The following is a 24,922-nucleotide window of genomic DNA, read 5'->3' on the forward strand; positions in this document are numbered from 1 at the left end:
TCGCTTTTCAGATGGAAGGAGTTTATATGAATTTCAAAGCGTTTGATTTGCATCCCGCTGTTGCCGCCGGCATCGCAGCGGCCGGCTTTGCAGCGCCCACCCCGATTCAGGAGCAGGCCATTCCCCCGGTGATGGCCGGACATGACGTGATGGGCCTGGCCCAGACCGGAACCGGCAAAACTGCGGCCTTTGTTCTGCCGATCCTGCATCGCCTGATGCAGGGGGCGCGGGGCAGGGTACGGGCGCTGATCGTTGCCCCGACTCGGGAACTGGCCGAGCAGATCCACGAGGCTATCGTGATGCTGGGGGGGCAGACCCGGCTCAGGAGCGTTACCATCTACGGCGGGGTGTCGGTCAATCCGCAGATCGAGAAGCTCAAAGGGGGCGCGGAGATCGTCGTGGCCTGTCCGGGCCGGCTGCTCGACCACCTGAGCCAGGGGACCATCGACCTTTCGCTGGTCGAGACGCTGGTACTGGATGAGGCGGATCAGATGTTCGACATGGGGTTTCTGCCCGATATCCGCCGGATTCTCAAGCAGCTTCCCCCCCGTCGGCAGACGCTGCTCTTTTCGGCCACCATGCCGGACGATATCCGCCGCCTTGCCAACGACATCCTGCACCAGCCGGTCACAGTGCAGGCCGGTATCATCGCTCCGCCGGTCACCGTGACCCATGCCCTCTACCCGGTGGCCCAACACCTCAAGACCCCTTTGCTGTTCGAACTGCTGCGCCACACCGACACCGAGTCGGTGCTGATCTTCACCCGTACCAAGCATCGCGCCAAACGGTTGGGTGAACAGTTGGAAAAGGGGGGCTACAAGGCTGCCTCGCTCCAGGGCAACCTGTCCCAGAACCGCCGGCAGGCGGCTTTGGACGGCTTTCGCGACGGCACCTTCCAGATCCTGGTGGCAACCGACATCGCTGCGCGCGGCATCGATGTATCCAGTGTCTCCCACGTGGTCAACTACGATATCACCGACACCGCCGAGGCTTACATTCACAGGATCGGCCGCACCGGCCGGGCCGCGCGCACCGGTGATGCCTTTACCCTGGTGACTACCGACGATGCGGCAATGGTGCGCACCATCGAGAAAAAGCTCGGCTGCGGCATAGAACGCCGCACCCTGGAAGGGTTCGACTACAGCGTCCCGGCTCCACATAAGGACACTGAGTTCGAGCGCCCGCCGCGCCCGCCCCGTGGCCCCGGTAAAGCGGCTGCAAAGCCTTTGCCGGCCCAGACGGCCGCTGCGCACGGCACTTCCAAAGGCGGTGCAGGCCGCCCTGCCTCTCAACCCAAACCGCACCATCCCGGCTCCGCGCCTGCTGCCCGGCATCCGCGCCGTTCGTCCCGGGCACGGTGACAGGAGCGGATCGCTACCGCGATTCACGCTTGTTTTCCGTCTGGATGAAAGCGATATGAACAGCCGTCAAACGCCGTGAGTAAGAGAAAGACCAGGTAGTGACACATGGGGAAACAGGCGCCCCGGCTCCGGTTTGACAAGCCGAAATGCCATGCCTATACTGTCGCGCTACACGAACAAGGGGAACAGGTTCCATGAAAAAAATCTTCGTCATCGGACATCGTAATCCCGATACCGATTCGATTGCGTCAGCCATCGCCTATGCCGCTCTGAAGCGCCAGCTTGGCCAGTCCAATGTCGTTGCCGCAGCTGCAGGCGAGCCTAACCCCCAGACCCGTTACGTGCTGGAGCGGCTCGGGATTGAGCCGCCGCCGGTGCTGCCTGACGTCCATCCGAAGGTCAGGGACATCATCAAGCGCGAGCCGGTCACTGCCATGGCCAGTGCCCCCCTGCGGGATGCCCTGCAGCTGTTCCATCAGCACGCGATCCGGGTCCTGCCGGTGGTTGACTCCGCCCGTGTCCCGGTTGGTATGGTTTCGCTGCTGAAGCTGTCGGAAAAATTTCTGGTGGCGGGTTCAGACCGTACGAGAGGGATCGATACGTCGCTGGCCTCACTGGCGGGCTGCCTGGAGGGGACCTTTCTGGCTGGTGACCCGGCCGATGAGGTGGAGCATCTGCACCTCTTTATCGGTGCGATGATCGAGGAATCCTTTTCCGGCAAAATTGCCGGTTATGAGGCGAATTCCCTGCTGATCCTGACTGGGGACCGCCCCTCGATCCAACTGGCTGCCATCGAGCGGGGGGTGCGGCTGCTGGTGGTGACCGGCGGGTTTGCCATTGCCGACGAACTGCTGAACAAGGCCCGGCAGGCCGGAGTCACGGTGATGACGACACCGCACGATACCGCCACCGCCGCCTGGCTGGCCCGTCTTTCCACGCCGTTGGCCTGCTTTGTCGAGCCGCGCTTCGAAACGATCGGGGTAGGGGAGGCGCTGACCGACCTGCGGCTCAAGATGCTCCATTCGGGCGAGCCGGCCGTGGTGGCGGTCGAGGTGGACGGAACCATCGCCGGGGTGGCCACGAAATCGTCGCTGCTGGCCCCGATTCCGTACGCCCTGATCCTGGTTGACCACAACGAATTGGCACAGGCGGTGCTCGGGGCCGGTGACGTCGAGATTCTGGAAGTCATCGATCACCACAAATTGGGAAACTCCCCCACCAGCCAGCCCATAACCTTCATGGCCGTGCCGGTCGGCAGCACCTGCACCGTGATAGCCTCGTTGTATCGCGAGCGCGGCATCGTGCCCGATCGCACCATTGCCGGCCTGCTCCTGGCCGGCATCCTTTCCGATACCGTCATTTTGAAGTCCCCCACCACCACCGGTCGCGACCGGGAGATGACCGAGTGGCTGGAGGAACACTCCGGGCTCGATCATGGTGTCTTCGGCAAGGAGATTTTCCTGTCGTGCAGCGGGTTCGGCGCCTACGGAAGCCCCGAGAAAGCCGTTCTGGCGGACTTCAAGCATTTCGCTTCCGCCGGTGTCTCCTTCGGCATCGGACAGGTGGAGGTGGTTGGTTTCGATGAGTTCTACAGGATCAAGGATCAGGTGGCCGAGGCTCTCAAGCGGGTCAGGCATCAGGATCGCCTCGATCTGGCCGGTGTGATGGTGACCGACATTTACAGCGAGACGACACTCCTGCTGACGGAGGGAAAGAACGAGCTGGCCCATGTGATGGGGTATCCCCAACTCGAACCGCAACTGTATGAGCTGAAAGGGGTTTTGTCGCGCAAAAAGCAGATGGTGCCGCACCTGATGAAGGTGCTGGGCGCCCTGTAGGAGTGTTCTGGGCGGCCGGAAAGGCCGATTGCCTATCAGCGTGACCAGTAGACCCGCACTGCTTCCTCCTTGTCGTTCCACTTGAAGTTCAATTCCCCGTGATGGGATTTGAACAGTTCCCGCCCCAGCTTCTGGGCCAGCTTCGCATCTGTCGTGGCCACCGCTATGCCGCCGGCTTCGCTGGTGATCTTCATGATCCTGCTGAGCCGGTTCTTGTGGGTGATCGATTGTCCTATCTGCTGGACCAGGCCGCGTAACTCGTCCTCATGTTTCGAGAAGAAATCACCCCGCATGAACAGGATGCCCCCCGGGTTATCGTCTGCAGTGCGCCGGCAGGCCGGGCAGACCAGTCTGCGCGCCTCCGGTGCCGCTGCCCCGCCATCTCCGCTGTACCAGCGTTTACTCCGAAAAACCGCGCCGCACTCGCAGAAGGCGGTTCCCCTGATACCCTCGACATCATAGGGATTCAGGCTTCGGGGGGTGCGCTGCCCTCTCTCCTCGATCCTTCTGGTGGTGGTTACCATCGCAGGGGCCTCCTTCACATCAGGATGCTTTCAGCGTTATCGCTCAGCGTTTACCGCAACCGCTTACCAGAAGAATAGCAGTTCGAATACGGTATGCAAGCGAGGCCTGTTGTGCTGCTTATCATCCGGACCCGGGCATGATATAGTATTTATATTGGTATATTTCACGGTTCAGGAGGGTGTTATGAAAGTTCTGGTACTGTTTTATTCCATGTACGGTCACATCTATCGAATGGCGGAAGAGGTTGCGGCAGGGGTCCGCGAGGTCGAGGGCGCCGAGGCGGTCGTTCGCCGCGTGCCGGAAACGCTCCCGCAGGAGGTACTGGAGCAAATGGGGGCGGTCGGGCCGCAGCAGGCCTTCAGCCATATCCCGATCTGCACGGTCGACGAATTGACCGGGTATGACGCCATCATTTTCGGCACTCCGACGCGTTTCGGCAACATGTGCGGCCAGATGCGCCAGTTCCTCGACGCCACCGGCCGGATCTGGTTCACCGGCGGTCTGGTCGGCAAGGTCGGCGGTGTTTTTACCGGCAGTGCAACGCAGCATGGCGGACAGGAATCGACCATTCTGACTTTTCATACCTTTCTGCTGCACCAGGGCATGGTGATAGTCGGCCTTCCCTACACCTTTGCCGGACAGATGAGGATCGATGAAATCACCGGCGGTTCCCCGTATGGTGCCTCCACGATCGCCGGAGGTCAGGGAGAGCGGCTTCCCAGCGAAAACGAGCTGGCAGCGGCACGGTTTCAGGGCAGGCATACGGCAACGATTGCTGCCAAGCTGGCGGCCTGACGCATCACGTCCGGTTGATACCCCCATGCCCGGCGACTGGAAAAATTTTAATGACATGGTAAAGTTAACCAGGCGGCCCAAACGTTCGAGAATAAAAGGAGACAACTGCAATGGCGACAGGAACGGTAAAGTGGTTCAACGAGAGTAAGGGATTCGGTTTCATCTCCCAGGATGACGGCAGCGGCGACGTGTTCGTGCATTTTTCCGCCATTGCGGGCAGCGGATTCAAAACCCTGGCAGAGGGGGACAAGGTCAGCTTCGACGTGGTCAAGGGGCCGAAGGGGCTTCAGGCGGAAAATGTCCAGAAGAGCTAGCCGGTAAATTCATCATTGGAGCAAGAGCCTGTCTTCGGCAGGCTTTCTTTCTCGTCAGCATAATTATTCATTTGCCGGACATAAGGGATAAGGGGATACCGTCAAAAGCGGTAGCCGAGTCCCCCCAACAGGACATCAGTATCGCGATCGTAGTCGGTTACGATGCGATGCCAGGAAACACGGAGAGCATAGGCGGGATTGAAGAGATAGGCGGCTGTCAGGGTGACGATTCCTGAAAGCGACCGTCCCCCCTCCTGCTGTTGCCGGTTCTGGTCGTAGTAGTGGTCCACCGAGATGTATCCCCCTGCGCCAATCCCCAGCGATACGTGCTTGTCAAGGTAGTCTTTCGCTCCCCAGATCTGAACGCTCACTCCATTCCGCCGTATCAGCCGGTTATCCCCTTCGTAGATCCAGCCGATGGTGCCATCCATGTATTGCAGGAGTCTGCGCCGGTATTCCAGGCTCACCGCCATTGATTTGTCCGAATCGAAACTGTTCACCACCGTCTGGCCGAAAAGGAGCGTCAGTTCGTTGCGAGCGGTTTTCGGGCGGCTGTCGTCAGACTGTACGGCGGATCTGCCGGGGGCGGTTTCCAGGTTGAGCCCGACCCCTGCAAGGATCGAGACGGTGTCGATGCTTGATGCGGTCTTGACTCCATTCAGGCGGACCTGCACCAGAAGGTCCTTTTCGGCATGCCAGGTGGCTGCCAGGCTGAAAAGCGCGCCCCAGCCGTGATCATTGGCGGAGCCGCCGGACCTGCCGATGGTGTCGAAATAGAAGTAGGGGCCCGCGCCGAGCGCGAGATTCAACCTGTCGTCGAACAGGCCGGTGTGGGTCCACAGGGTGAGGGTATGACCATCGCGGTGATGATCGGATACGTGTCCTTCATTCAGGTATGAGATGCTGGCCGCGAAACGGTCGCCAAAGCGCTCCCGATAATCAAGCTGCCAGGCATAGGAGTTTTCCCGGTCGTCGAATGAATGCATGCCTCCCCCCAGGAGCGTCAATTCCTCGGCCCCCAGCGGGCGTACGACAACAAACAGGAAAAAGGCGATGACGAGCGGCAGGCGAATCATAGAGGAAGATACCAAGGGAATCGGCACTCGTCAATGCAGCCCCGGAACAGCCCCGGCCGATGGAGCGGGAGTGCCTGCGAGGCCGGCATTTTGCGGGTAGGCACTGTTTCTTCTTGACAGGGGCGGCGCAATGAGTAAGTTTTAGCGACGATAAAAGCGCCCGATTCAGCGGCGGCCCTTGAGACCGTGATGCGGCCCGGCAATCTTGCCCTTCAGGGTGAAATTCGAACGAAGAGAAGGAATGAAGCATGAGCAATCAGAAACAGGAAGATTATCTGAAGGACTGGCAAGGACTGGAAGAACACGCTGAATTGATGCTTCCCCTGATCGGCCGTCTGTACCGCGACCACAACATCGTTACCACGGTATATGGCCGTTCGCTGGTTCACAGCGCCACGATCGACATCATCAAGGCGCATCGCTTCGCCCGTCAGATCCTGGACAGCGAGTTGTCGGTGCGGGAGACGCTTCCCATTCTCGAGGCCATTGCCAAGCTCGATCTGGCACCGGCCAGAATCGATATCGGCAGGTTGACGGTCCGCTATCAGGCCCTGGGGGGCACGATGGGGGTGGAAGAGTTCGTCCGGCAGGAGCTGGCAGCAGTCAATACCGGCCGCAGCCCGATACTGGAAGAGCCGCAGGATATCGTACTCTATGGTTTCGGAAGGATCGGAAGGCTGTTGGCCCGCATTCTGGTCGAGAAGTCGGGCAGCGGTGAAAAATTGCGCCTGCGTGCCGCAGTAGTCCGCAAGGGGAGTGCCGACGATCTGGTCAAGCGTGCCAGCCTGCTGCGCCGCGACTCGGTGCATGGCCAGTTTCACGGGGTAATCACAGTCGATGAGGAAGAAAACGCAATCATCGTCAACGGCAACATGATTCGCATCATCTATGCCGATGCTCCCGAGAACGTGGATTACGGCCAGTACGGGATCCACAATGCCATTCTGATCGACAATACCGGCAAGTGGCGCGACCGCGAAGGTCTGGGGCGTCATCTGAAGGCACAGGGCATCAGCCAGGTGATTTTGACCGCCCCGGGCAAAGGGGACATTCCCAATGTAGTGGCCGGCGTCAACAACGAGCTGATCACGCGCAGCGAGAAGATCTTCTCCGCTGCCAGCTGCACCACCAATGCCATCGTGCCGGTGTTGAAGGCGATCAGCGACCGCTTCGGCATTCTCAGCGGTCACGTGGAAACCTGCCACTCCTATACCAACGACCAGAACCTGATCGACAACTATCATAAGAACAATCGCCGCGGGCGCAGCGCCCCGCTCAACATGGTCATTACCGAGACCGGCGCCGCCAAGGCGGTTGCCAAGGTTATCCCCGAGCTGGCCGGCAAGCTGACCGGCAATGCCATCCGCGTGCCGACCCCCAATGTGTCGCTGGCCATTCTGAACCTGGAACTGGGGCGGTCAGTCGACGTGGCCGAACTGAACGGGTATCTGCGCGATATCTCTCTCGATTCTCCGCTGCAGAACCAGATCGACTACACCAATTCACCCGAGGTGGTTTCCAGCGATTTCGTCGGATCGCGCCATGCCGGGGTGGTCGACTCCCTGGCAACCATCGTTCAGGGCAACCGCTGTGTCCTGTACGTCTGGTACGACAACGAGTTCGGTTACAGCTGTCAGGTTGTGCGCATGGTGCAGAAGATGGCCGGCCTGGAGCTTCCCTCACTCCCCAATTAGACACACTCGATCCTCCAGTCCTCGAAGGGCGCCCCTTGCGGCGCCCTTTTTCGTGCAGTCACTGTTTTATTGTAACTAAAAAGATTCTGCCGGTTGTGACGGTTCACCCCGTATGGTACGAAACGTGCTGCTACAGGATCGAGGGCAGCCACCCTGCCTTCAAAACCGCGCCCGATGCCGCAGGCACGCGGGGGCGTTACGCGGCGGTGCCTTAAAAAGAGGCGTATCGCCTTCCAAAACGGCGCACGGAGTTCCTGTCATGATCATGATCAAGCCTTCGGATCTCAAGTACAAATACCCCCGTGACATTGCCCGCCGCAATGAGCCCAAGTTCGCCGGCAAGCCCGATCCCCATCCCTTCAACCGCGATGATCTTTACGAGATCCTGCCGATGGCGGCTGCCGTCATGGACGCGCTCGGCAGCGACGACGGGCGGGTGCTGCATATGCTGGAGGACCTCCTTAACCGGGATATGCCGCGCTTCGTCGAAACCCGTGAGGATGTTTTCGATTTTCTGGTGGGCACGGCCCGGGAGCTGTTGGACGAGGAGTGAGCGTGATGCAGGAGATCGTCGCAGACATGTGGGGCTTTGCAGGGCAGGCGGTGATTGCGATCACGACCAATGGCACGGTCACCGGGGACGGCCGGGCCGTTTTCGGGCGGGGCTGTGCGCGCCAGGCGGGTGCACGCTATCCGGATCTTGCTCATCGGCTGGGGGGGCTGCTTCTGGAGCATGGCAATCATGTCTTCCCGCTTGGCCACGGCTTGGTCAGTTTTCCAGTGGAAGAAACCGCCTGGAGTCTGCCTGATCCGCTGCTGATCGCGCGTTCCGCCCAAGAGTTGCGGATGCTGGCCGATCATGAGGGGTGGACCCGGGTGGTGGTGCCGCGCCCCGGCTGCGGCTATGGCGGGCTCGAGTGGGGCATGGTACGGCCTTTGCTTGAGCCGATGTTCGACCAGCGTTTCACCGTGATTCGCATCGAATGAAGGGAGAAGAACATGGAAACTGAAAACATCGCAACATTGTCCGAGGCGGCGGCAGAACTGGCAACCACCGAGATGAAGGTGCTGATGCTGCTCAAGCGGAAAGAGCTGGAGGGAGAGCTGGTGGAAGGGGAGTGGCGCATTTCACGGCAATCATTGGCGCATTTCCGGACCCATGGCCCCATTTCGGCCGAGTCTACTACTTCCTGTGCCTCGGCCTGCCGGGGGTGTGGCCAGCATTGATTGCCTGCCGGCTTTCCTGCGCCGGATCAGGTTTCCCGTTACAGAAACGCCCCGCGGCTTGATGCCTGCGGGGCGTTATCGGGTGCTGCCGATGGTGACGCTCAGGCCCCCTGTTTTTCGAGCAGATACCGTCCCACCCAGTTCTTCGAAAACTGGAAGGCGGTCCGGCCGCAGCGTTTGCTCTTGTCGTGGGACCACTGGACGGCCTCCCGTTCCAGTTCCCTGCTCCAGGGGATATCCATCTTGCGCTCGCGGGCCTCGCGCTCCACGTTGAGGCGCACCGCATCCAGGTAGCGGTCCTGGGAGAATGCATAGAAGGCGACCCAGATGCCGAAACGGTCGGACAGGGAAACCTTTTCCTCGATGGCCTCGCTCTGCTGCAGTTCCCCCCGCACATATTTCCCCCCCAGGTGATCCCCCTCGTATTCGGGCAACAGATGGCGGCGGTTGGACGTGACATAGATCAGGACGTTTTCGGGAGCCGAATAGACCGACCCGTCCAGGGCGCTTTTCAGCATTTTGTAGCTGAGCTCTCCCACTTCGAAGGTCAGGTCGTCGCACAGCAGAATGAAGCGGTACGGCTGGTTTTCCACGGCGGTAAAGATTTCGGAGAGGTAGATCAGGTCTTCTTTCTCCACCTGGATGAAACGCAGCCCCTGGGGAGCGAACTCGTTCAGCAGGGCCTTCACCAGCGAAGACTTGCCCGAGCCGCGTGATCCCCACAGCAGGGCATTGTTGGCCGGCAGCCCCTTCAGGAACTGGCGGGTGTTGTTGACCATGATCTCCTTCTGCTCATCCACGCCCAGCAGCTCTTTCAGGGTGGTTGTATCGGTCACCTTGACCGGTTCCAGGTAGCCGGAAAATGAGTGGCGGCGCCAGTTGGCGGCATGGCAGGTCGACCAGTCGATGGGGGCGATGGCTTGCGGCAGCAGCATTTCAACCGAGCTGAGCACACGCTCGAGCCGGGCAACTACGTCGGGTTTCAGATTGAACATGGCATCTCTCTTACAGGGGAATGAACGGACCAAAGTCCGAAAGGGCGCGAAAAGCCATATTAAATACACTGCGCGCTCGTCCGCTGTCAAACCAAATCGACCTTCCTGCAGCCCACCCCCTTTCCGTACCCGGTCCCCGTTTCCGCCTGCTGCCTTTGCGCACGGGCGTGTTATACTATCATTGACAAGATCCAGGCGGCAGAAGGGAGCTGGCCATGTCCATCGATAAAACCTGGTACACCGTGGAAGAGATTGCCGACAAGTTCGGACTGGAAATACCGCTGATCCTGAAATGGGTCGAGGATGGCGTGGTGCGTGCCGAGATGACCGGAGCACGGGTGGATACGATCAACATAAACGACGTGGAACTCAAGGTGCAGGAGATGACCGGAATCTGAAACGCTCCTCGCAGGAAGGGACAGGAGGTGCGACATGAGGGAGTCCGAGATAATCAAGCAGTTGGATGAACGGAGAGACGAAAGTCACCGTTTCGTGAAGTGGTGGCGCAAGGAGCAGGATTTCCTGGATATCGACCTGATAGAGAGATTCGAAGAAAACGCGAGCGGATATGCCGAGATGGCCGGTTTCGAGTTGCTGACCCTGGACGATATGTGGAAGGAACTGAAGCGCCTGGGGGGTAAACGGGTGAATCTGTTGCACGATGCATCGGGTGACCGGATCGAGTGGGTGTATCGTGGCAAGAGCGGCGAGCGGGTACAGGTGTGCGATTACAGCCCCGCCAGCCTGATGACTATTTTCGATGTGGAAACCAAGGGTAATCCCGTGGATTAGCCGGCTGTTGAAATCCCCAGGTTTTTCAAAAATGGGGTAGGTCGTCGCACCCGCAGGAAGCCCTGCGGAGGCGTAGCACCCAAGGGTATAAACAGCGCTACGCCGCACAAGAGGACTGATGAGGGCGGCGGCGAGATGCCTGTTCTTCAACAACCTTATGGGATTGCGGCGTTTCCCACTGGGACTCGCCCCACAAAGGCCGCCGGATCGACGGCCTTTGTTGTGTGAGAGCGATTGGCAGGCCGGGCGGTTTGCGCTAGACTGTGACAGAGAGGAATTATGAAGAGCGCGCCCGACCTGATCATCCTCGGCTCCGGTTCAACCGCCTTTGCAGCGGCTTTACGAGCTTCGTCCTACGGGGCCCGGGTGCTGATGTGCGAGAAGAGCGTCCTGGGAGGGACCTGCATCAACTGGGGCTGCATTCCCAGCAAGACGCTGATCCATGCTGCGCTGTTCAATTACGAGGCCCATCTGGGGGCCGGACTCGGACTCCCGATCAGTGAGGCGAGCGGCGGACTCGATTATGAACGGCTTGCAGTTCATCGGGATGAAGTGGTATTAAAGCTCCGGCAGGAGCGCTATCTCGATGTGCTCAAGCAAATGCCGGGGCTGGAAGTGGTCAAAGGGACGGCCCGTTTCGAGGACCTCCACACGATCAGGGTCGACGAGCGCCGGTTTCGCGCCGACCGCTTTCTGGTGGCGGTGGGGGGAGTGCCGCGCGTTCCTGCTATCCCCGGCCTTGACCAGTGCGGCTATCTGACCAGCCGCAGCGCTCTTTTGACCAACAAGATCCCCGCCTCGCTGGTGATGATCGGGGGGGGAGTGATTGCGGTGGAACTGGGCCAGATGTACCACCGCCTGGGATGCCGGCTGACCATCCTCGAGCACGGACCGCGGCTGCTGCCTGCAGTCGAGCGGGAACCGGCCGAAGCCATCCAGGATATACTCGCGCGGGAAGGGCTGGCAATCGTGCCGGATGCGACGGTGTGCTCGGTGGGGCAGGCGGATGGCCAGAGCGTGGTGGAGGTCGAGGTGCGCGGAGAGCGCCTGAGGTTTTCGGGTGAGAAACTCTTGCTGGCTCTGGGAACCACCCCTGCCACGGCCGATATCGGCCTGAACAATGCCGGCGTGGAAATGGACGGTAAGGGCTTTATCAAGACCGACAGCTCCATGCGTACAAGCGCCGCCGGAATCTGGGCTGCCGGCGATGTCACCGGCGGGATGATGATTGCCACGGTGGGAGCCCGGGAGGGCATCGTGGCGGTGGACGACATGTTCAATCCCGGCTGTGGCTGCACCATGGATTATCTGACCGCTCCCATGGCCATTTTTACCGATCCCGAGGTGGGAATGGTCGGCCATGGGGAGGAGAGCGCCCGGCAGGCGGGCTACGATGTGATGGTCAACACCATCCCGGCCAGCGCCATTCCCAAGGCCCATGTAACCGGTGCCACAGCGGGCGTGATCAAGATGGTCGCCGACCGCGCCACCGGCAGACTGCTCGGCGTGCACCTGGCGTGTCACCGCGGTGCGGAAATGATTAACGAGGCCGCTCTGGCCCTGCACCTGAAGGCAACGGTGGAAGATCTTGCCACGACCATGCATGTCTATCCTTCCATCGGGGAAGGGCTGAAGCTTTGTGCCCAGGGTTTCAGCCGGGACCTCAGCAAGCTTTCCTGCTGCGCCGAATGACAGGTTGACTCGGAGAAGAGCCTGAATAATGGTTAAACACGGAGACGCGAAAATACAGAGAGAAATCCTGGCTGCCTGAAACCGAAGAATCAGACTCTCCCCCGGAAAAAATCCGGGTTTCCAGGTATCTCGTGTCTTGTGCTTTCAATGCTTTTCACGTTAAGAGGGATATTCATGACGCAACGTGCAGTCTTATGTCCGCGGTGCCGGCGGCTGATCGGAAGCGACGAATCGGTCTGCTCCTGGTGCGGCACCTCCCGCACGGCACCCTGGTGGCAACTGCTGTCCTGGTCGCGCGGCGCACTGGGTGGCGAGGGCTTGGTCAAGGCGATCATCACCGCCAATATCATATGGTATGCCGTGTCGCTGATATACTCCCGGGGCAGCGCCGGAGGAGGAGTGCTGGGACTGCTGGCGCCGGACAAGACCAGCCTGCTGGTGCTGGGAGCGACCGGTACGGTTCCGATTGACCATTTCGGACGGGTCTGGACCCTGTTAAGTGCGAATTACCTGCATGGCGGGATTTTCCATATCATCTTCAACATGATGGCCATGCGCCAGATAGCGCCATGGGTTTCCAGCGAGTTCGGCCCCAGCAGGATGTTCACCATCTATACCCTGGGTGGCGTGTTCGGATTCTGGGTCTCCTATCTGGCCGGCGTGGCATTTACCATCGGGGCCTCGGCCGGGGTGTGCAGCCTGATCGGCGCTTTGCTGTACTTCGGCAAAAGCAGGGGAGGAGCCTACGGCAATTCGGTGTACCGGGAAGTGAGCGGCTGGGTGATCAGCCTGGCGATCTTCGGTCTGATCATCCCGGGCATCAACAACTGGGGCCATGGCGGAGGCGTTGTCGCCGGCATCATCCTGGGCAGGCTATTGGGCTACGATCAGCGCCGAGCCGAATCTGCCGCCTATCGCGCAATTGCGGTTCTGTGCGCCGTTGCAACGATCGCTGTCCTTGGCTGGGCACTGGTGGGGGCTTTCTTCTGATCGAAATCCGCTGGAGGTCGTGATGAGAAAATTATTTCTGCTGTTGCTGTTGACCGGTACCTATGCCCATGCCGATATCTATACCTGGACCGATGCCGAAAATACCGTGCATTACGCCAACCAGTTGGAGGATGTGCCGGTCCGCTATCGGGACAGGGCCAAGGTAGTTGTTCCCACGGCCACAACAGCCCCTGCGGCCTCTCCGCCGCCGACAGGCTCCCCGGCACCGACGGCTGCCCCGGCACCGGCAGCCACACCGGTGACCCGGGCCGCACCATCGCCGTCAGCCACCCCGCGGCCGACGCCGGCACCGACACCGGCATCGACACCAACAGCCACGCCGGTACCGAGAGCCACACCGGCCCCGACAGCCACGCCGGTCCCCTTGCCGGTATTCACGCCTGTGCCCACTCCGGGGCCGACTCCCGGGATCACCCCGGCTCCCGGACAAATAACGCCGGCACCGGCGCCCACCCCGGCCCCGGGGAACCCGCCGATCCAGGTGGTGCCTCCCCCCCCTTCCGCCAGGCCGGGCCAGTAGATACGAAGAGGGGAGTAACGGTGGATGCGGCACGGACGGCCCTTTGTGATGCACTACCTACTTTGATTGGAGAGATGGAACATGATGAATAACCACGATTTGGGAGCTGCTCTCTATAAAACCTGGAGTCCGGCACAGCGTCGCGATGAGATTGCCAGGCTTGTTGAGGGATTCCGTTCCGGGCTGCCGGTAGGGATTCTGTGCAAGATGGCTGAGACGATTGCCGGCAGTCGCAAAGCGGCACGTAAATATTTGCAGGACATGCTGACTCCTCTCGAACGGCAGTCGGCCGTCGACCGGGAGACCGGCGGCATGCAGACCATCGCGAAACAGTTTCTGCTGTAGCGCCGCCCCTCCGGCCCCCACTCGGGACGGTACCGGATGTGTTTGCCGGACATACCTGCTATACTGAAAAGGAGAGTGTCGGGCAAAGAAGGAGGTGTCGACAATGGGAGACTCTCTATACGAAAAGGTATGCTACAGGACCGAGCAACAGGAGGAACACGTACCGGTAAGAAATGTCAGGACCGGCGAGATCGGTTACTCCTATCTCTGTACCGAGGCGGGCGCCACTATTCAGGTGCGGCTCGAAAACGGAGAACTCGATTCCTGGGAAAAAGAGGATTGCGCGCCGGTCACCGATGAAGAAGCGGCCAGGATTGGTGCATCCGGCAAGTGGACCGGGTGGGACAAGAACGACGTGTCCCCCAGCACACCCCAGCAGAAGGAGGAACCTGTAACGTGCACCGATGAGGGGCACGAGATGCATATGTGCGAACTCAAGAGAAGAGGTGAGTTCGATCGCATGAAGGTCCTTTCAGCCAATCCGATGGCGAAATGCCGCAGGTGCGGAGCCCTTGCGCGAAACCTCGAAAACCTCTGCGAACCGGATCAGTTCCCCGATGTAAAGGATGTGGGGGATGCCTACGAAGTGAAATGATCGATCACGTGCAGTGATCGGTCGTTTTGTTGCGATTTTTATTAAAATTGCGTCTGTTCTCTCCGATTCCGTCCGAAGTGCTTTCCCCTGAGCCGCCTTTTCCAAGGCGGCTTTTTTTATCCCGTTCGTCCGGTTATTCCCACCCCCTTCCCGGAATCAACGAAGCCGTTCGTCCGATAGTTTTCCTTAGGACGATTGCTGGGGTCCCACCTGCTTTCGAAAACAGACATTGTAAAAGGCAAATGTAAAACAGTTTTCCTTACTGTAAAACCGATCAGTCTTTTGTCGGAACGATTTACATTTTTGAAAGCTCGAAACGCTAAATATTGTTAAATATCAGTAACTTGTTTTGTGGCACCTAAATTGCTCAGCCGTTTCAGGCGTTGGCCCTAGTCCATCCGCTGGTTTTCCCATCCGAAAAATACTGAACACTCAGGCAGACTGAACCGAGGCTTTCTCGGGCATCTTCACTTCAGACGTACGTATCCGACTTCGAGCTATTTCAAGCCCGGCAGAAGTCTGATGGCAGGCCAGTCGGCTTATCTTTTTTCACGTGCACAACCATCATGAAATCAAAGGAGGTGACAGGCGGAACAGCCACGGCAATTGGCAGGACAGCACAAGGATCAAAGACGCTCATTCCACAGTCTCGAAAGGAGGTATCGGTATGGAGTGGCACAAGCATCTGAAGCTGATGTGCCTGATGTTGGCGGTTCTGGTCCTGGCCTGGGAGGCTCCGGGCCGTGCCCAGCCGGTGAAAGATGTACAAACCGGCATTCAGGGGGACGCAGCCACGGAAACGAAAAAGCCGGCTCGCCAGCGGAGGCAGGAGGCCCAAAAGCGTTTTCAGGATGCGCTGGAAGCACGAAACGCCAGCATCGCAGCCGGAGACGCCGCAGCGCCCGATAAAGGCGGCAAGGGGGTGAAAAAATGAGTACCCCCAATCTTCTGTCCAAGGTTCTTTCTGTTGCAGCCTTGATTACGCTTACCGCTCCCCCGGTTCAGGCGGCAACCCCGACCGGCATCAATCCTGCTGTGGACATCAGCCTGCCCAACTATACCAACAGCCCGAATATCAGAAAGTTTGTCGATTCATTGCCAGGGCTGGGATATGCCAACCGGAACAATCTGGGACAATACATTCCCATAGCGGTTCCGGACAAAAATACCTATTCCGGTTCCGATTATTACGAAATCGGGCTCAAGGACCACACCGAGCAGATGAACTCGGACCTGCCCTCCACAACGATCAGGGGCTATTACCAGATCAACGCCGGTGATCCCAATGTATCGGCTCCCCATTACTTGGGCCCGCTGATCATCGCCAACCGCAACCGGCCGGTGCGGCTCAAGTTTTTCAACCAGCTTCCCACCGGCGCAGCCGGCAATCTGTCATTGCCGGTCGACACCACCGTCATGGGCACCGGCACCGGACCGCTGGGCGGTGCCGAAAAATATACCCAGAACCGGGCCACCATCCATCTCCACGGTGGCTTCACCCCCTGGATCAGCGACGGTACCCCCCATCAGTGGATTACACCCGCCAATGATTCTACCTCCTATAAAAAAGGGGCCAGCTTCCAGAACGTGCCCGACATGATCAACGGTTCCGGCATTCCCTGCAAAGGGGGAGCAACCTGCTACACACCGAGCCCGGGCGACGGGATCGGAACATTCTACTATCCCAATCAGCAGAGTGGCCGGCTGATGTTCTACCACGACCACGCTTACGGCATTACACGATTGAACGTCTATGCCGGCGAGGCGGCCGGCTACCTGCTGACGGACCAGGTCGAGGAAGACCTGATCGCCGGCACCAACGTCTCCGGCGGAAACCCGGCCAGTGCCAGGATTCTGCCCGATCTGGGCATAGCCGAATACCGCTACGGTATTCCGTTGATCATCCAGGACAAGACTTTTGTCAATGATAACACCACCAATCCCCACCCCAGTTTTGCGAATACCGGTGCAACCCCCACAGCCAAGACCTCGCTCGTGGACCCGCTCTGGTACACCCATGTGCCCGGCAGCCCCGGCGGAAGTCTCTGGCTGCCGCACGAGTATCTGCCCAACGAGAACATCTATGACCCGAGCGGATTCAACGTCATGGGCAGGTGGGACTACGGCCCCTGGATGATCCCGCCCATGCTGGCGCTGAACAACACCCTGCCCAGCCCGACCATCGTGCCGGAAGCCTTCATGGATACTCCGGTCGTCAACGGTACCGCCTATCCGTACCTGGAACTGCCGTCGACAGCGGTGCGTTTCCGCATCCTGAATGCCTGCAACGACAGGATGCTGAACCTGCAGCTGTACAAGGCGGAACCGCTGACGGTGGTTGTCGGTAACGGTGGCTCCGGGTACACCGCTCCGACAGTTACCTTTTCCGCCCCTGCGAGCGGTGTAACGGCCACCGGAACCGCAGTGCTGTCCAACGGTATCATTACCGGGATCACGGTTACCAACCCCGGCGCCGGGTATACCTCTGCCCCGACAATAACCATCACGGATACCGGCAGCGGCAGCGGCGCCACCGCGTATGCCACACTCGGCACGGAACTCAGGATGGTACCCGCCAGCCCGAATCCCGCCTATCCGACCTGGCCGGTGGACGGCAGACCGGGCGGTGTGCCCGATCCGACCACCGCCGGTCCCACTATGTACCAGATCGGCAATGAAACCGGCTTTCTGGCCAAGGTTGCGGTTGTTCCGCCGCAGCCGGTGGATTTCGACTACAACCGCAGAAGCGTTACCTTCGGCGGCGTCACCAGCAAGGCATTGCTTCTGCCGCCTGCCGTACGTGCGGATGTGGTCGTCGATCTTTCCGGTTACAACGACGGCGACACGCTGATTCTCTACAATGATGCACCGGCACCGATGCCGTTGTACGACACGCGCTACGATTACTTCACCGGTGCCCCGGATCAGACAGGTATCGGCGGCGCACCGTCAACGCCGCCCGGTTTCGGTCCAAACACCCGCACCATCATGCAGATCCGCATCAAAGGTGCCAAGGGAACCCCCTATGACGTGGCCGCCCTGCAAACCGCCCTGCCAAAGGCCTTTGCCGTCGGCCAGGAACATCCCCTGGTACCGGCAGCAGCTTACAACGACGCCTATGGCACCACCTATCAGAACATCTTCGCCAACAGCGTCGATGAAACCTTGAACACAACCGGCACAGCCCAATCGGTATCCAGGGTAATGACGGAGCTGCCCGGCTTCGGCTACACTACGCCCCCCACCGTCTCGTTCTACGGCGGTTTCCCTGTCGGCTGCGTGGCTCCCGCCTGCACCCCCGCTACCGCCACCGCAACCCTGAACGGCGTAACCGGCATTACGCTGGTGACTCCCGGCAGCGGCTGTACCGCGCCTCCGACCGTTACCATCACCCCGGCAGCCGGTGGTGGAGGGACCGGCGCCACCGCTGCGGCCACCGTGTCGGGAGGTGTGGTCACTACCGTTACGATTACCAATCCCGGCTCCAATTACCTCCAGGCACCGACGATCAGCTTCACCGGCGGCTGTACCGTGACTCCCACGGCAGTGAGCAATGTGACCGTCGGATCAGTGGGCACGATCAATCTGACCAATGCCGGCTCGGGCTACATCTCTGCTCCCCGCGTTTATATTACCGGCGGTGGCGGCACCGGCGCCATGGCGGCAGCCCTGTTGAACGGCGCCATGATCATGACCGGCAAGAATCTGGTGGAGGGCCTGGATATGGAGTTCGGGCGCATGAATGCCGTACTCGGCTCCACCCCCAATCCCCTGGCCCCGACCGTCGGAGCCGGACCGGTTATCGGCGCCAGCTTCTATGTCGACCCCCCCACCGAGATCATGAATGCGGGCGAAACGGTGCTGTGGCGCCTGAATCACCTGGGAGTCGATTCCCATGCCATCCATTTCCACCTCTTCGAGGTGCAGGTGGTCAACCGGGTCGACTGGACCAACACCATCAAACCTCCCTACGATGACGAGATCGGCTGGAAGGAAACCATCCGGACCAACCCCTTCGAAGACATCATCCTGGCGATACGTCCCAAGGCGATGCATCTTCCCTTTACCATTCCCGACAGTGTCCGCCTGCTGGACGTTACCTCGCCGGCCGGCTCCACCACCATGTTCCAGCCGGTACTGCCCCCGCCGGGAATGCCGGCAGTGGCCCAGATCACCAATGTCATGACCAACTTCGGCTGGGAGTACGTCTGGCATTGCCACTTGCTGGGGCATGAGGAAAACGACATGATGCGCCCGGTGGTCCTGCTGCCCGGCACCCCTGTGGCTAACGTAAGCCCGGCCTCGCGGGCCTTTGCCGCACAACTGGTCGGCACGAGCAGTCCGGCCCAGGCCGTGACGCTGAGCGACAACGGGTTGCCCGGCACCCAGTCGCTGGTCATCAGGAGCATCACGATTACCGGCACCAATGCCGGTGACTTCGCCCAGAACAATGCCTGCGACGCCAGCCTTGCACCGGGTACCAATTGCGCGATCAATGTCACGTTCACCCCGACAGCCGTAGGCAACCGGAGTGCATCGCTGGTGATAGCCAGTAACGATCCGGCCCGTCCGACGGTCACGGTTCCGCTGACCGGCACCGGTTCCGTGGCAGCCGCGGCCCCGACCAACCTGACGGCCAAGATCACATCAACCACGGGCATTACCCTGAGCTGGACCGACAACTCCAACAACGAAACCAGCTTCGCGATCTGGAGCTCCATCGATGGCGGGGCCTTTGCGCAGATCGGCACGGTTACCCGGACCGGCACCGGTACGACCGGTACCGGGGGCACGGTTACCTTCGTTCACAACGGCCTGACAAGCGGCAGCACCTATGCCTACTACGTTACCGCCGTTAGTGCGACCGGGGCATCTCCGCCGTCCAATACCGTCTCGCTGGTGATGGGGCTGGGCATCGATGCCGCGGTGTGGCGCGATGCTTCCGCGATCAGTACCATCACCACCCCGGCTTTCAGCACCATTGCGCCGAACGAACTGCTGCTGGCGTTCATTTCGGCAGGCAACCAGACCGCCACCTCTCCGGCAGCAACCGCCAGCGGGGTAACGATCAGCGGCGGCGGACTAACCTGGACACTGGTCCAGCGTACCAATACCCAGCGGGGCACCGCCGAGATCTGGCGCGCTTTAGCCCCAGCCGCCCTTACCAACCGGACAGTGACCGCAACCTTCAACCAGACCATGTCATCGGCTTCGATTACCCTGGTAAGCTTCATCGGGGCCGATGCAACCGGCACCAACGGTTCGGGAGCCATCGGAGCGACCGGTACTGCCAACGCCGCAACAGGCGCACCATCAGCCTCCCTGGTCACCACCCGTAATAACTCCTGGATTTTCGGGGTCGGCAATGACTGGGACGGCGCCACCGCCCGCACTCTCGGAGCCAACCAGACCATGGTGCATGAGTGGCTGGCCGCGACGGGGGACACCTACTGGACTCAGCGGCTGACCACTCCCACGGCAGCGGCCGGCACCACGGTGACCATCAACGACACTGCGCCGACCAACCACCGCTACAACCTGAGCACCGTGGAAATCAGGACGCCGCAGCCCCCGGGTCCACCGGTAGCGGGCGTATCGACCGCGGCGCTGACCTTTGCCAATCAGTCTCTGACAACAACCAGCACTCCCCAGATGGTGACGCTGCTCAACAAGGGAGGGGCCGCTCTGACCATCAACAGCATTGCCCTCAGCGGCACCAACGCCGCCGATTTTACCCAATCCAACACCTGCGGCACCAGTCTGGCCGCAGGAACCAGTTGCACCATCAACGTCAGTTTCAAACCGACCATACTGGGCAATCTCGCGGCATCACTCAACATCAGCAGCAGTGATCCTGCCACGCCGCTGCTGACCGTATCCTTGAGCGGCACAGCCGTAGCAGTCGGCTCCATGCTGGCCATCGATGTCAATACCTCCACCGATGCCACCGCCATCCAGGCCATGACCAGCCCAGCATTTTCCACTACCGCTGGCAACGAACTGCTGCTGGCTTTCGTCTCGGCCAGCAATCCGACCGCCACGACACCCGCGACTACCGTTAACAGTGTCACCGGCGGAGGGCTGACCTGGGTGCTGGTAGCCCGGACCAATACCCAGCGCGGTACCGCCGAGATCTGGCGGGCCTTCACCCCCACCGTGCTGACCAACGCGCGGGTAACCGCAACCTTGAATCAGAATGTGCCGTCAGGTGCTATCACCGTCGTGTCCTTCACCGGGGTCGACACCACCGGCACCAACGGTTCCGGGGCCATCGGCGCGACAGCCAGCGCCAACGCTCCGAGCGGCGCTCCCACGGCCTCCCTGGTCACCACCCGCAACAACTCCTGGGTGTTCGGGGTCGGCAATGACTGGACTTTCAACGTAGCCCGCACGCTGGGGCCGAACCAGGCCATGGTGCACGAGTATGTCTGTCCCACCTGGGATACCTATTGGGTGCAGCGGCAAAACAGCACCACGCCGCTGGCTGGCACCACGGTCACCATCAACGATACGGCACCGACCACCGACATGTACAACCTGACCCTGGTGGAAGTCAGAACGCCGTAGTGATATGTGTGCAGGCGGGGAGGGTGCTTTCTCTCCCCGTCTCTTTTCGCAGTTTTCGGTCAAGATGCGTCAAAAGGGCCTCCCGAGCAACCAGGGAGGCCCTTTTGACGTGGTGAAGGAGTCTGTTCGCAAGCAATCAGCAGTCGGCGCTGAAAACCAGGATCGTCAGAGGATGAAATCGGTGGAGAGGAAGTTGGAGCGGCGCTCGCGGACGATTGTGCTGATCAGGGCCTTGTTCTCGGGCAAGTCCCGGGCCGCAACCAGCGTGCGGATCGAGAAGGTACGCAATGCGTCGCTGACCGAGAGGGTGCCTACGGCCGAATCCTTTCTGCCGGTAAAGGGAAAGATGTCGGGACCCCGCTGGCATTGGCTGTTGATGTTGACCCGGCAGACCTGGTTGACAAGCGGATCGATCAGGGCGGACAGCGAGGCCGGATCCTGTCCGAATACGCTGACCTGCTGGCCATAGGGAGAATCCACGATATAGCGGATCGGCGTGTCGGTGGTGCTGAAGGGAAGCACCGGCACCACCGGTCCGAACTGTTCCTCGTGGTACAGGCGCATCTGCGGGCTGACCGGGTAGACCAGCGTGGGGTGGAAAAAGCTGGCCAGGTTCGCTCCTCCCCCCTCGTTGACGATCTCTGCTCCATGCTGCAGCGCATCTGCAACCAGACCGGACAGATATTCCGGCTTTTCCGGTTCGGGCAGCGGCGTGATCTTAACGTCCGGCTCCCATGGCATGCCGCATTTCAGTTTCCCCATGGCGGCGGAGAAACGTTGCAGGAACTCGCCGGCTATCGAATCGTGTACGAAAATGATCTTGATGGCGGTGCAGCGCTGGCCGTTGAACGACAGGCTTCCGGCGATGCATTCCGACACGGCCGTTTCCAGATCTGCATCAGGCAGAATGATTGCCGGATTTTTGGCCTCCAGCCCCAGGACGACACGCAGGCGGTGCGGACGGGGATGGGCCTTCTGCAGGGCATTGACCGCCTTGCTGCTGCCGATGAAGGCCAGCGCATCCACCCTGCCCGAGGCCATCAGCGGCGGAGTGACGGTCCGGCCGGCACCGTAGAGCACATTCACCACGCCGGCAGGGAAGCAATCGCGGAAGGCTTTCAACAGGGGGGCGAACAGCAGGATACCGTGGCGGGGAGGCTTGACCACCACGGTATTGCCCATGATCAGCGCCGGAATCAGGGTCGTGAAGGTTTCGTTCAGCGGATAGTTGTACGGGCCCATGCTGAGCGTCACCCCCAGCGGTGCCCTCCTGACCTGGCCAATGATGCCCTGGGCGATGACGAAACGGGACGAGGCCCGGTCCAGTTCCTTGAGCGCATCGATCGTGTCGGCAATGTACTCCAATGTCCGGTCGAACTCCTTGCGTGACTCGGCCAGCGATTTGCCGATTTCCCACATCAGCAGGTTTACGACCGCGTCCCGCTGCTGCTTCATCCGCCAGGCAAAGTCCTGCACATGTCCGATCCTGCCCGATACCGCCAGGGTCGGCCAGTATCCCCGCCCATGGTCGAAGGCCCGCTCTGCGGCCTCCAGGGCTGCCAGAGCCTCCGGCTCCCCCATCAACGGAAAGCTGCCGATGTGCTGGCGACTTTCCTGGCCGTTCGCAACGACACAGACCGGAGAATACACCTGCTGCACCGGACCGTCCCAGCGCCGCAGCTCCCCATCGAGCAGATATTCGGTGTGGTGGAGCGGTTCGGTCATCCTGAATTCGGCGGGAATGTTTTCCGGGGAGGGGAACAGCGTGGCGAGCAGGTCGATTTCCGGCATGGGCAGCTCCTTCCTTTGGTGTCGGAGGTCCGCACCCGAACGGGTTACGATGAGACTGAATCCGTGGATTCCATGCCTCTCCCGGGTGTTTTACTCCCGGCATTTTGCAGGCATTTCACGGCATGATGTCACGGATTCAAGAAAAAGTCTAACAGCTCCAAGGCGGCAGTCAACGCGGGGAGAGGCTTCCGGAGCGGGCAGGCACCGGCTGGCGTTACGTTGCTGCGGCATCCCCGGAGGAGCAGCGGGCGTTCCAGATCTCTACGATCCTGTCCGCCACCTGTCGCGGAGTCAGGAGGTCGGTCTCGATTTCATGGTCGGCAGCCGATCGGTAGAGCGGGGTGCGGCGCGACAACACCTCTGCCACCTCTTCGGTGAAGCTTTTTCCTTCAGTCAGCGCAGGCCTCTGGTCGTCTCTCCGGATGCGTGAGACGATCGTCTCGACCGACGCCTTCAACCAGAAGATACAGGCGTTTTCCCGCAGCACCTCGATATTCTGCGGGCGCTCGATCACACCCCCGCCGGTATCGATGACGAGGTTGTCGCGTCCCCCCAGTTCCTGTGCCTCCCGGGATTCCAGGTCGCGAAAGCCTGCCCATCCGTGGCGCTCCACGATTTCCGGTATGGAAAGACCGGCCCGTTCGACGATGGCAGCGTCCATGGCAATGTACGGCATCCGCAGGCATGCTGACAGAAGCATGCCCACCCTGCTTTTTCCGGTTCCGCGGTATCCGATCAACACGAGGTTCATAGCCCGAGCCTTTCCATCACCACCCGCCGCATGACCTGGACCGGCGCATCGACGCCGGTGAACCGTTCGAACTGCAGCACCGCTTGATTAATGAACATCTCGACCCCCGAAACCACCGTGAGGCCACGCGATCTGGCATCGGCCAGCAACCGGGTTTCGAGGGGGGTATAGACGACATCGAACACCACCTGCCCCGGTCGGAACAGTCCGACCGGCACCAGGGTGGCGTCCCTCTGCGGATGCATGCCGACCGGGGTGCAGTTGATGATCACGTCGGCCTGTGCCATGGCCCGCGCCACGGAGCTGTCCGACAGCAGTTCGGATTCGATGCGTGAGCTTGTGCCGGCTTGCAGGTCCGCCGCCAGTCCGCCGAGCCGGGACTCGTTGGTGCCCAGGATCACCAATCTGTCCAGCCGGGCGGAACGGGCCAGGGTAAAGGCGATGGCGCGCGCCGACCCTCCCGCGCCCAGCATCAGGACATTGGCGCCCTCGAGAGTTACCCCCGCATCCAGCAGGGCTTTCAGAGCACCGGGACCGTCGGTGCCGAAGCCGATCAGCCTGCCGTTTTCATTGATGACGGTGTTGATAGAACCGATCGAGCGGTCCAGCTCCAGGATTTCGTCCACATGTTTCATGATCTCGATCTTGTGCGGAATGGTGACGCTCATGCCGCGGAAGTTTTCCAGGGCACGCATGCCGGCCAGGGCTGCCCCGGCATCCTCGACCCGGAAGGCCACGTAAACGAAATCCAGCCCCAGTTCGTTGAAGGCGGCGTTATGCAGGGCAGGCGAAAGGCTGTGTCCGACCGGGTTGCCGATGACGGCGCACAGGCGGGTGGCGGGGGATATGGACAGGTCCTTTTTCACATGTTCCTCCAGAGTGGATGCACACACGGCAGACGGCCGAAGCAGCCTTGTGCGGTGCCGTCACTTTATCCGACCGCCGAACGGCAGTCAACCTTGTGTCTGCGGTGGAGCCGGCCGGGCTGGATTTACCGGATGGCCGCACTGCGGCGGGAGTGATATAATTATTT

At 60.6% G+C, this 24,922-nt stretch carries 23 protein-coding genes; 17 read left to right on the forward strand and 6 right to left on the reverse strand.

Annotated elements, in window-relative coordinates:
• The first annotated feature begins 26 nt into the window (after positions 1-26).
• Both GSVR_RS07055 and GSVR_RS07060 read left to right on the forward strand, forming a co-directional pair.
• Positions 27-1,361 carry a DEAD/DEAH box helicase gene (locus GSVR_RS07055; protein WP_173197131.1) on the forward strand — a complete coding sequence of 445 codons (1,335 nt, stop codon included), beginning with the start codon at positions 27-29 and terminating at the stop codon, positions 1,359-1,361.
• Positions 1,362-1,555: 194 nt separating this feature from the next.
• A complete protein-coding gene (locus GSVR_RS07060) occupies positions 1,556-3,199 on the forward strand; it encodes a putative manganese-dependent inorganic diphosphatase (RefSeq protein ID WP_173197133.1) in 1,644 nt (547 codons plus the stop codon).
• Positions 3,200-3,234: 35 nt separating this feature from the next.
• Here the strand turns inward: GSVR_RS07060 and GSVR_RS07065 are convergent, their stop codons facing one another.
• A complete protein-coding gene (locus GSVR_RS07065) occupies positions 3,235-3,723 on the reverse strand; it encodes a BCAM0308 family protein (RefSeq protein ID WP_173197135.1) in 489 nt (162 codons plus the stop codon).
• 184 nt (positions 3,724-3,907) lie between these two features.
• Between GSVR_RS07065 and wrbA the strand changes: the two genes are divergently transcribed.
• A complete protein-coding gene (gene wrbA / locus GSVR_RS07070) occupies positions 3,908-4,519 on the forward strand; it encodes an NAD(P)H:quinone oxidoreductase (protein WP_173197137.1) in 612 nt (203 codons plus the stop codon).
• A gap of 110 nt (positions 4,520-4,629) precedes the next feature.
• On the forward strand, positions 4,630-4,833 hold the full coding sequence (locus GSVR_RS07075) for a cold-shock protein (protein WP_173197139.1): 204 nt from the start codon (positions 4,630-4,632) through the stop codon (positions 4,831-4,833).
• A gap of 101 nt (positions 4,834-4,934) precedes the next feature.
• Here GSVR_RS07075 and GSVR_RS07080 read toward each other — a convergent pair whose 3' ends face one another.
• Positions 4,935-5,909 carry a hypothetical protein gene (locus tag GSVR_RS07080; protein ID WP_173197141.1) on the reverse strand — a complete coding sequence of 325 codons (975 nt, stop codon included), beginning with the start codon at positions 5,907-5,909 and terminating at the stop codon, positions 4,935-4,937.
• A 248-nt stretch (positions 5,910-6,157) separates the two neighbouring features.
• Between GSVR_RS07080 and GSVR_RS07085 the strand changes: the two genes are divergently transcribed.
• From GSVR_RS07085 to GSVR_RS07100, 4 genes are all read left to right on the forward strand, one after another.
• Positions 6,158-7,603, forward strand: coding sequence for a glyceraldehyde-3-phosphate dehydrogenase (locus tag GSVR_RS07085; RefSeq protein WP_173197143.1), 1,446 nt, complete (start codon positions 6,158-6,160; stop codon positions 7,601-7,603).
• 259 nt (positions 7,604-7,862) lie between these two features.
• Positions 7,863-8,156 carry a hypothetical protein gene (locus tag GSVR_RS07090; protein WP_173197145.1) on the forward strand — a complete coding sequence of 98 codons (294 nt, stop codon included), beginning with the start codon at positions 7,863-7,865 and terminating at the stop codon, positions 8,154-8,156.
• A gap of 5 nt (positions 8,157-8,161) precedes the next feature.
• Entirely contained in the window at positions 8,162-8,590 is a 429-nt protein-coding gene (locus GSVR_RS07095) for an ADP-ribose-binding protein (protein WP_173197147.1), read from the forward strand.
• A gap of 12 nt (positions 8,591-8,602) precedes the next feature.
• Positions 8,603-8,830, forward strand: coding sequence for a hypothetical protein (locus tag GSVR_RS07100; protein WP_173197149.1), 228 nt, complete (start codon positions 8,603-8,605; stop codon positions 8,828-8,830).
• 101 nt (positions 8,831-8,931) lie between these two features.
• Here the strand turns inward: GSVR_RS07100 and GSVR_RS07105 are convergent, their stop codons facing one another.
• A complete protein-coding gene (locus GSVR_RS07105; protein ID WP_173197151.1) occupies positions 8,932-9,825 on the reverse strand; it encodes an ATP-binding protein in 894 nt (297 codons plus the stop codon).
• A gap of 215 nt (positions 9,826-10,040) precedes the next feature.
• On the opposite strand from GSVR_RS07105, the gene GSVR_RS07110 reads away from it, so the two are divergent.
• The 9 genes from GSVR_RS07110 to GSVR_RS07150 all read left to right on the forward strand — a co-directional run bounded on the left by GSVR_RS07110 (position 10,041) and on the right by GSVR_RS07150 (position 21,347).
• Positions 10,041-10,223 (forward strand): MerR family transcriptional regulator, encoded by a 183-nt coding sequence (locus GSVR_RS07110; RefSeq protein WP_173197153.1) that lies wholly within the window; start codon positions 10,041-10,043, stop codon positions 10,221-10,223.
• 34 nt (positions 10,224-10,257) lie between these two features.
• Positions 10,258-10,617 carry a hypothetical protein gene (locus GSVR_RS07115; protein ID WP_173197155.1) on the forward strand — a complete coding sequence of 120 codons (360 nt, stop codon included), beginning with the start codon at positions 10,258-10,260 and terminating at the stop codon, positions 10,615-10,617.
• A 279-nt stretch (positions 10,618-10,896) separates the two neighbouring features.
• A complete protein-coding gene (gene merA / locus GSVR_RS07120; protein WP_173197157.1) occupies positions 10,897-12,309 on the forward strand; it encodes a mercury(II) reductase in 1,413 nt (470 codons plus the stop codon).
• A gap of 174 nt (positions 12,310-12,483) precedes the next feature.
• Positions 12,484-13,299, forward strand: coding sequence for a rhomboid family intramembrane serine protease (locus GSVR_RS07125; protein ID WP_173197166.1), 816 nt, complete (start codon positions 12,484-12,486; stop codon positions 13,297-13,299).
• Positions 13,300-13,321: 22 nt separating this feature from the next.
• On the forward strand, positions 13,322-13,840 hold the full coding sequence (locus tag GSVR_RS07130; RefSeq protein ID WP_173196726.1) for a hypothetical protein: 519 nt from the start codon (positions 13,322-13,324) through the stop codon (positions 13,838-13,840).
• Positions 13,841-13,921: 81 nt separating this feature from the next.
• The gene (locus GSVR_RS07135; RefSeq protein WP_239077482.1) at positions 13,922-14,185 is read left to right on the forward strand and encodes a hypothetical protein; all 264 of its coding nucleotides are present in this window, start codon (positions 13,922-13,924) and stop codon (positions 14,183-14,185) included.
• 103 nt (positions 14,186-14,288) lie between these two features.
• On the forward strand, positions 14,289-14,780 hold the full coding sequence (locus GSVR_RS07140; protein ID WP_173196728.1) for a hypothetical protein: 492 nt from the start codon (positions 14,289-14,291) through the stop codon (positions 14,778-14,780).
• 667 nt (positions 14,781-15,447) lie between these two features.
• Positions 15,448-15,714: a hypothetical protein gene (locus tag GSVR_RS07145; RefSeq protein ID WP_173197168.1), complete on the forward strand. Its 267-nt coding sequence runs from the start codon at positions 15,448-15,450 to the stop codon at positions 15,712-15,714.
• A complete protein-coding gene (locus GSVR_RS07150; RefSeq protein WP_173197170.1) occupies positions 15,711-21,347 on the forward strand; it encodes a choice-of-anchor D domain-containing protein in 5,637 nt (1,878 codons plus the stop codon). Before GSVR_RS07145 ends, GSVR_RS07150 begins: the two co-directional genes overlap by 4 nt.
• Before the next feature lie 165 nt (positions 21,348-21,512).
• Here GSVR_RS07150 and GSVR_RS07155 read toward each other — a convergent pair whose 3' ends face one another.
• The 3 genes from GSVR_RS07155 to GSVR_RS07165 form a co-directional block, all read right to left on the reverse strand.
• Positions 21,513-23,138 (reverse strand): NADP-dependent glyceraldehyde-3-phosphate dehydrogenase, encoded by a 1,626-nt coding sequence (locus GSVR_RS07155; protein WP_173197172.1) that lies wholly within the window; start codon positions 23,136-23,138, stop codon positions 21,513-21,515.
• A gap of 214 nt (positions 23,139-23,352) precedes the next feature.
• Positions 23,353-23,889 (reverse strand): shikimate kinase, encoded by a 537-nt coding sequence (locus GSVR_RS07160; RefSeq protein WP_173197174.1) that lies wholly within the window; start codon positions 23,887-23,889, stop codon positions 23,353-23,355.
• Positions 23,886-24,755 carry a shikimate dehydrogenase gene (locus GSVR_RS07165; protein WP_203978827.1) on the reverse strand — a complete coding sequence of 290 codons (870 nt, stop codon included), beginning with the start codon at positions 24,753-24,755 and terminating at the stop codon, positions 23,886-23,888. Before GSVR_RS07165 ends, GSVR_RS07160 begins: the two co-directional genes overlap by 4 nt.
• Positions 24,756-24,922: the final 167 nt, after the last annotated feature.

This window comes from Geobacter sp. SVR (assembly GCF_016865365.1).
Taxonomy (GTDB): domain Bacteria; phylum Desulfobacterota; class Desulfuromonadia; order Geobacterales; family Pseudopelobacteraceae; genus Pelotalea.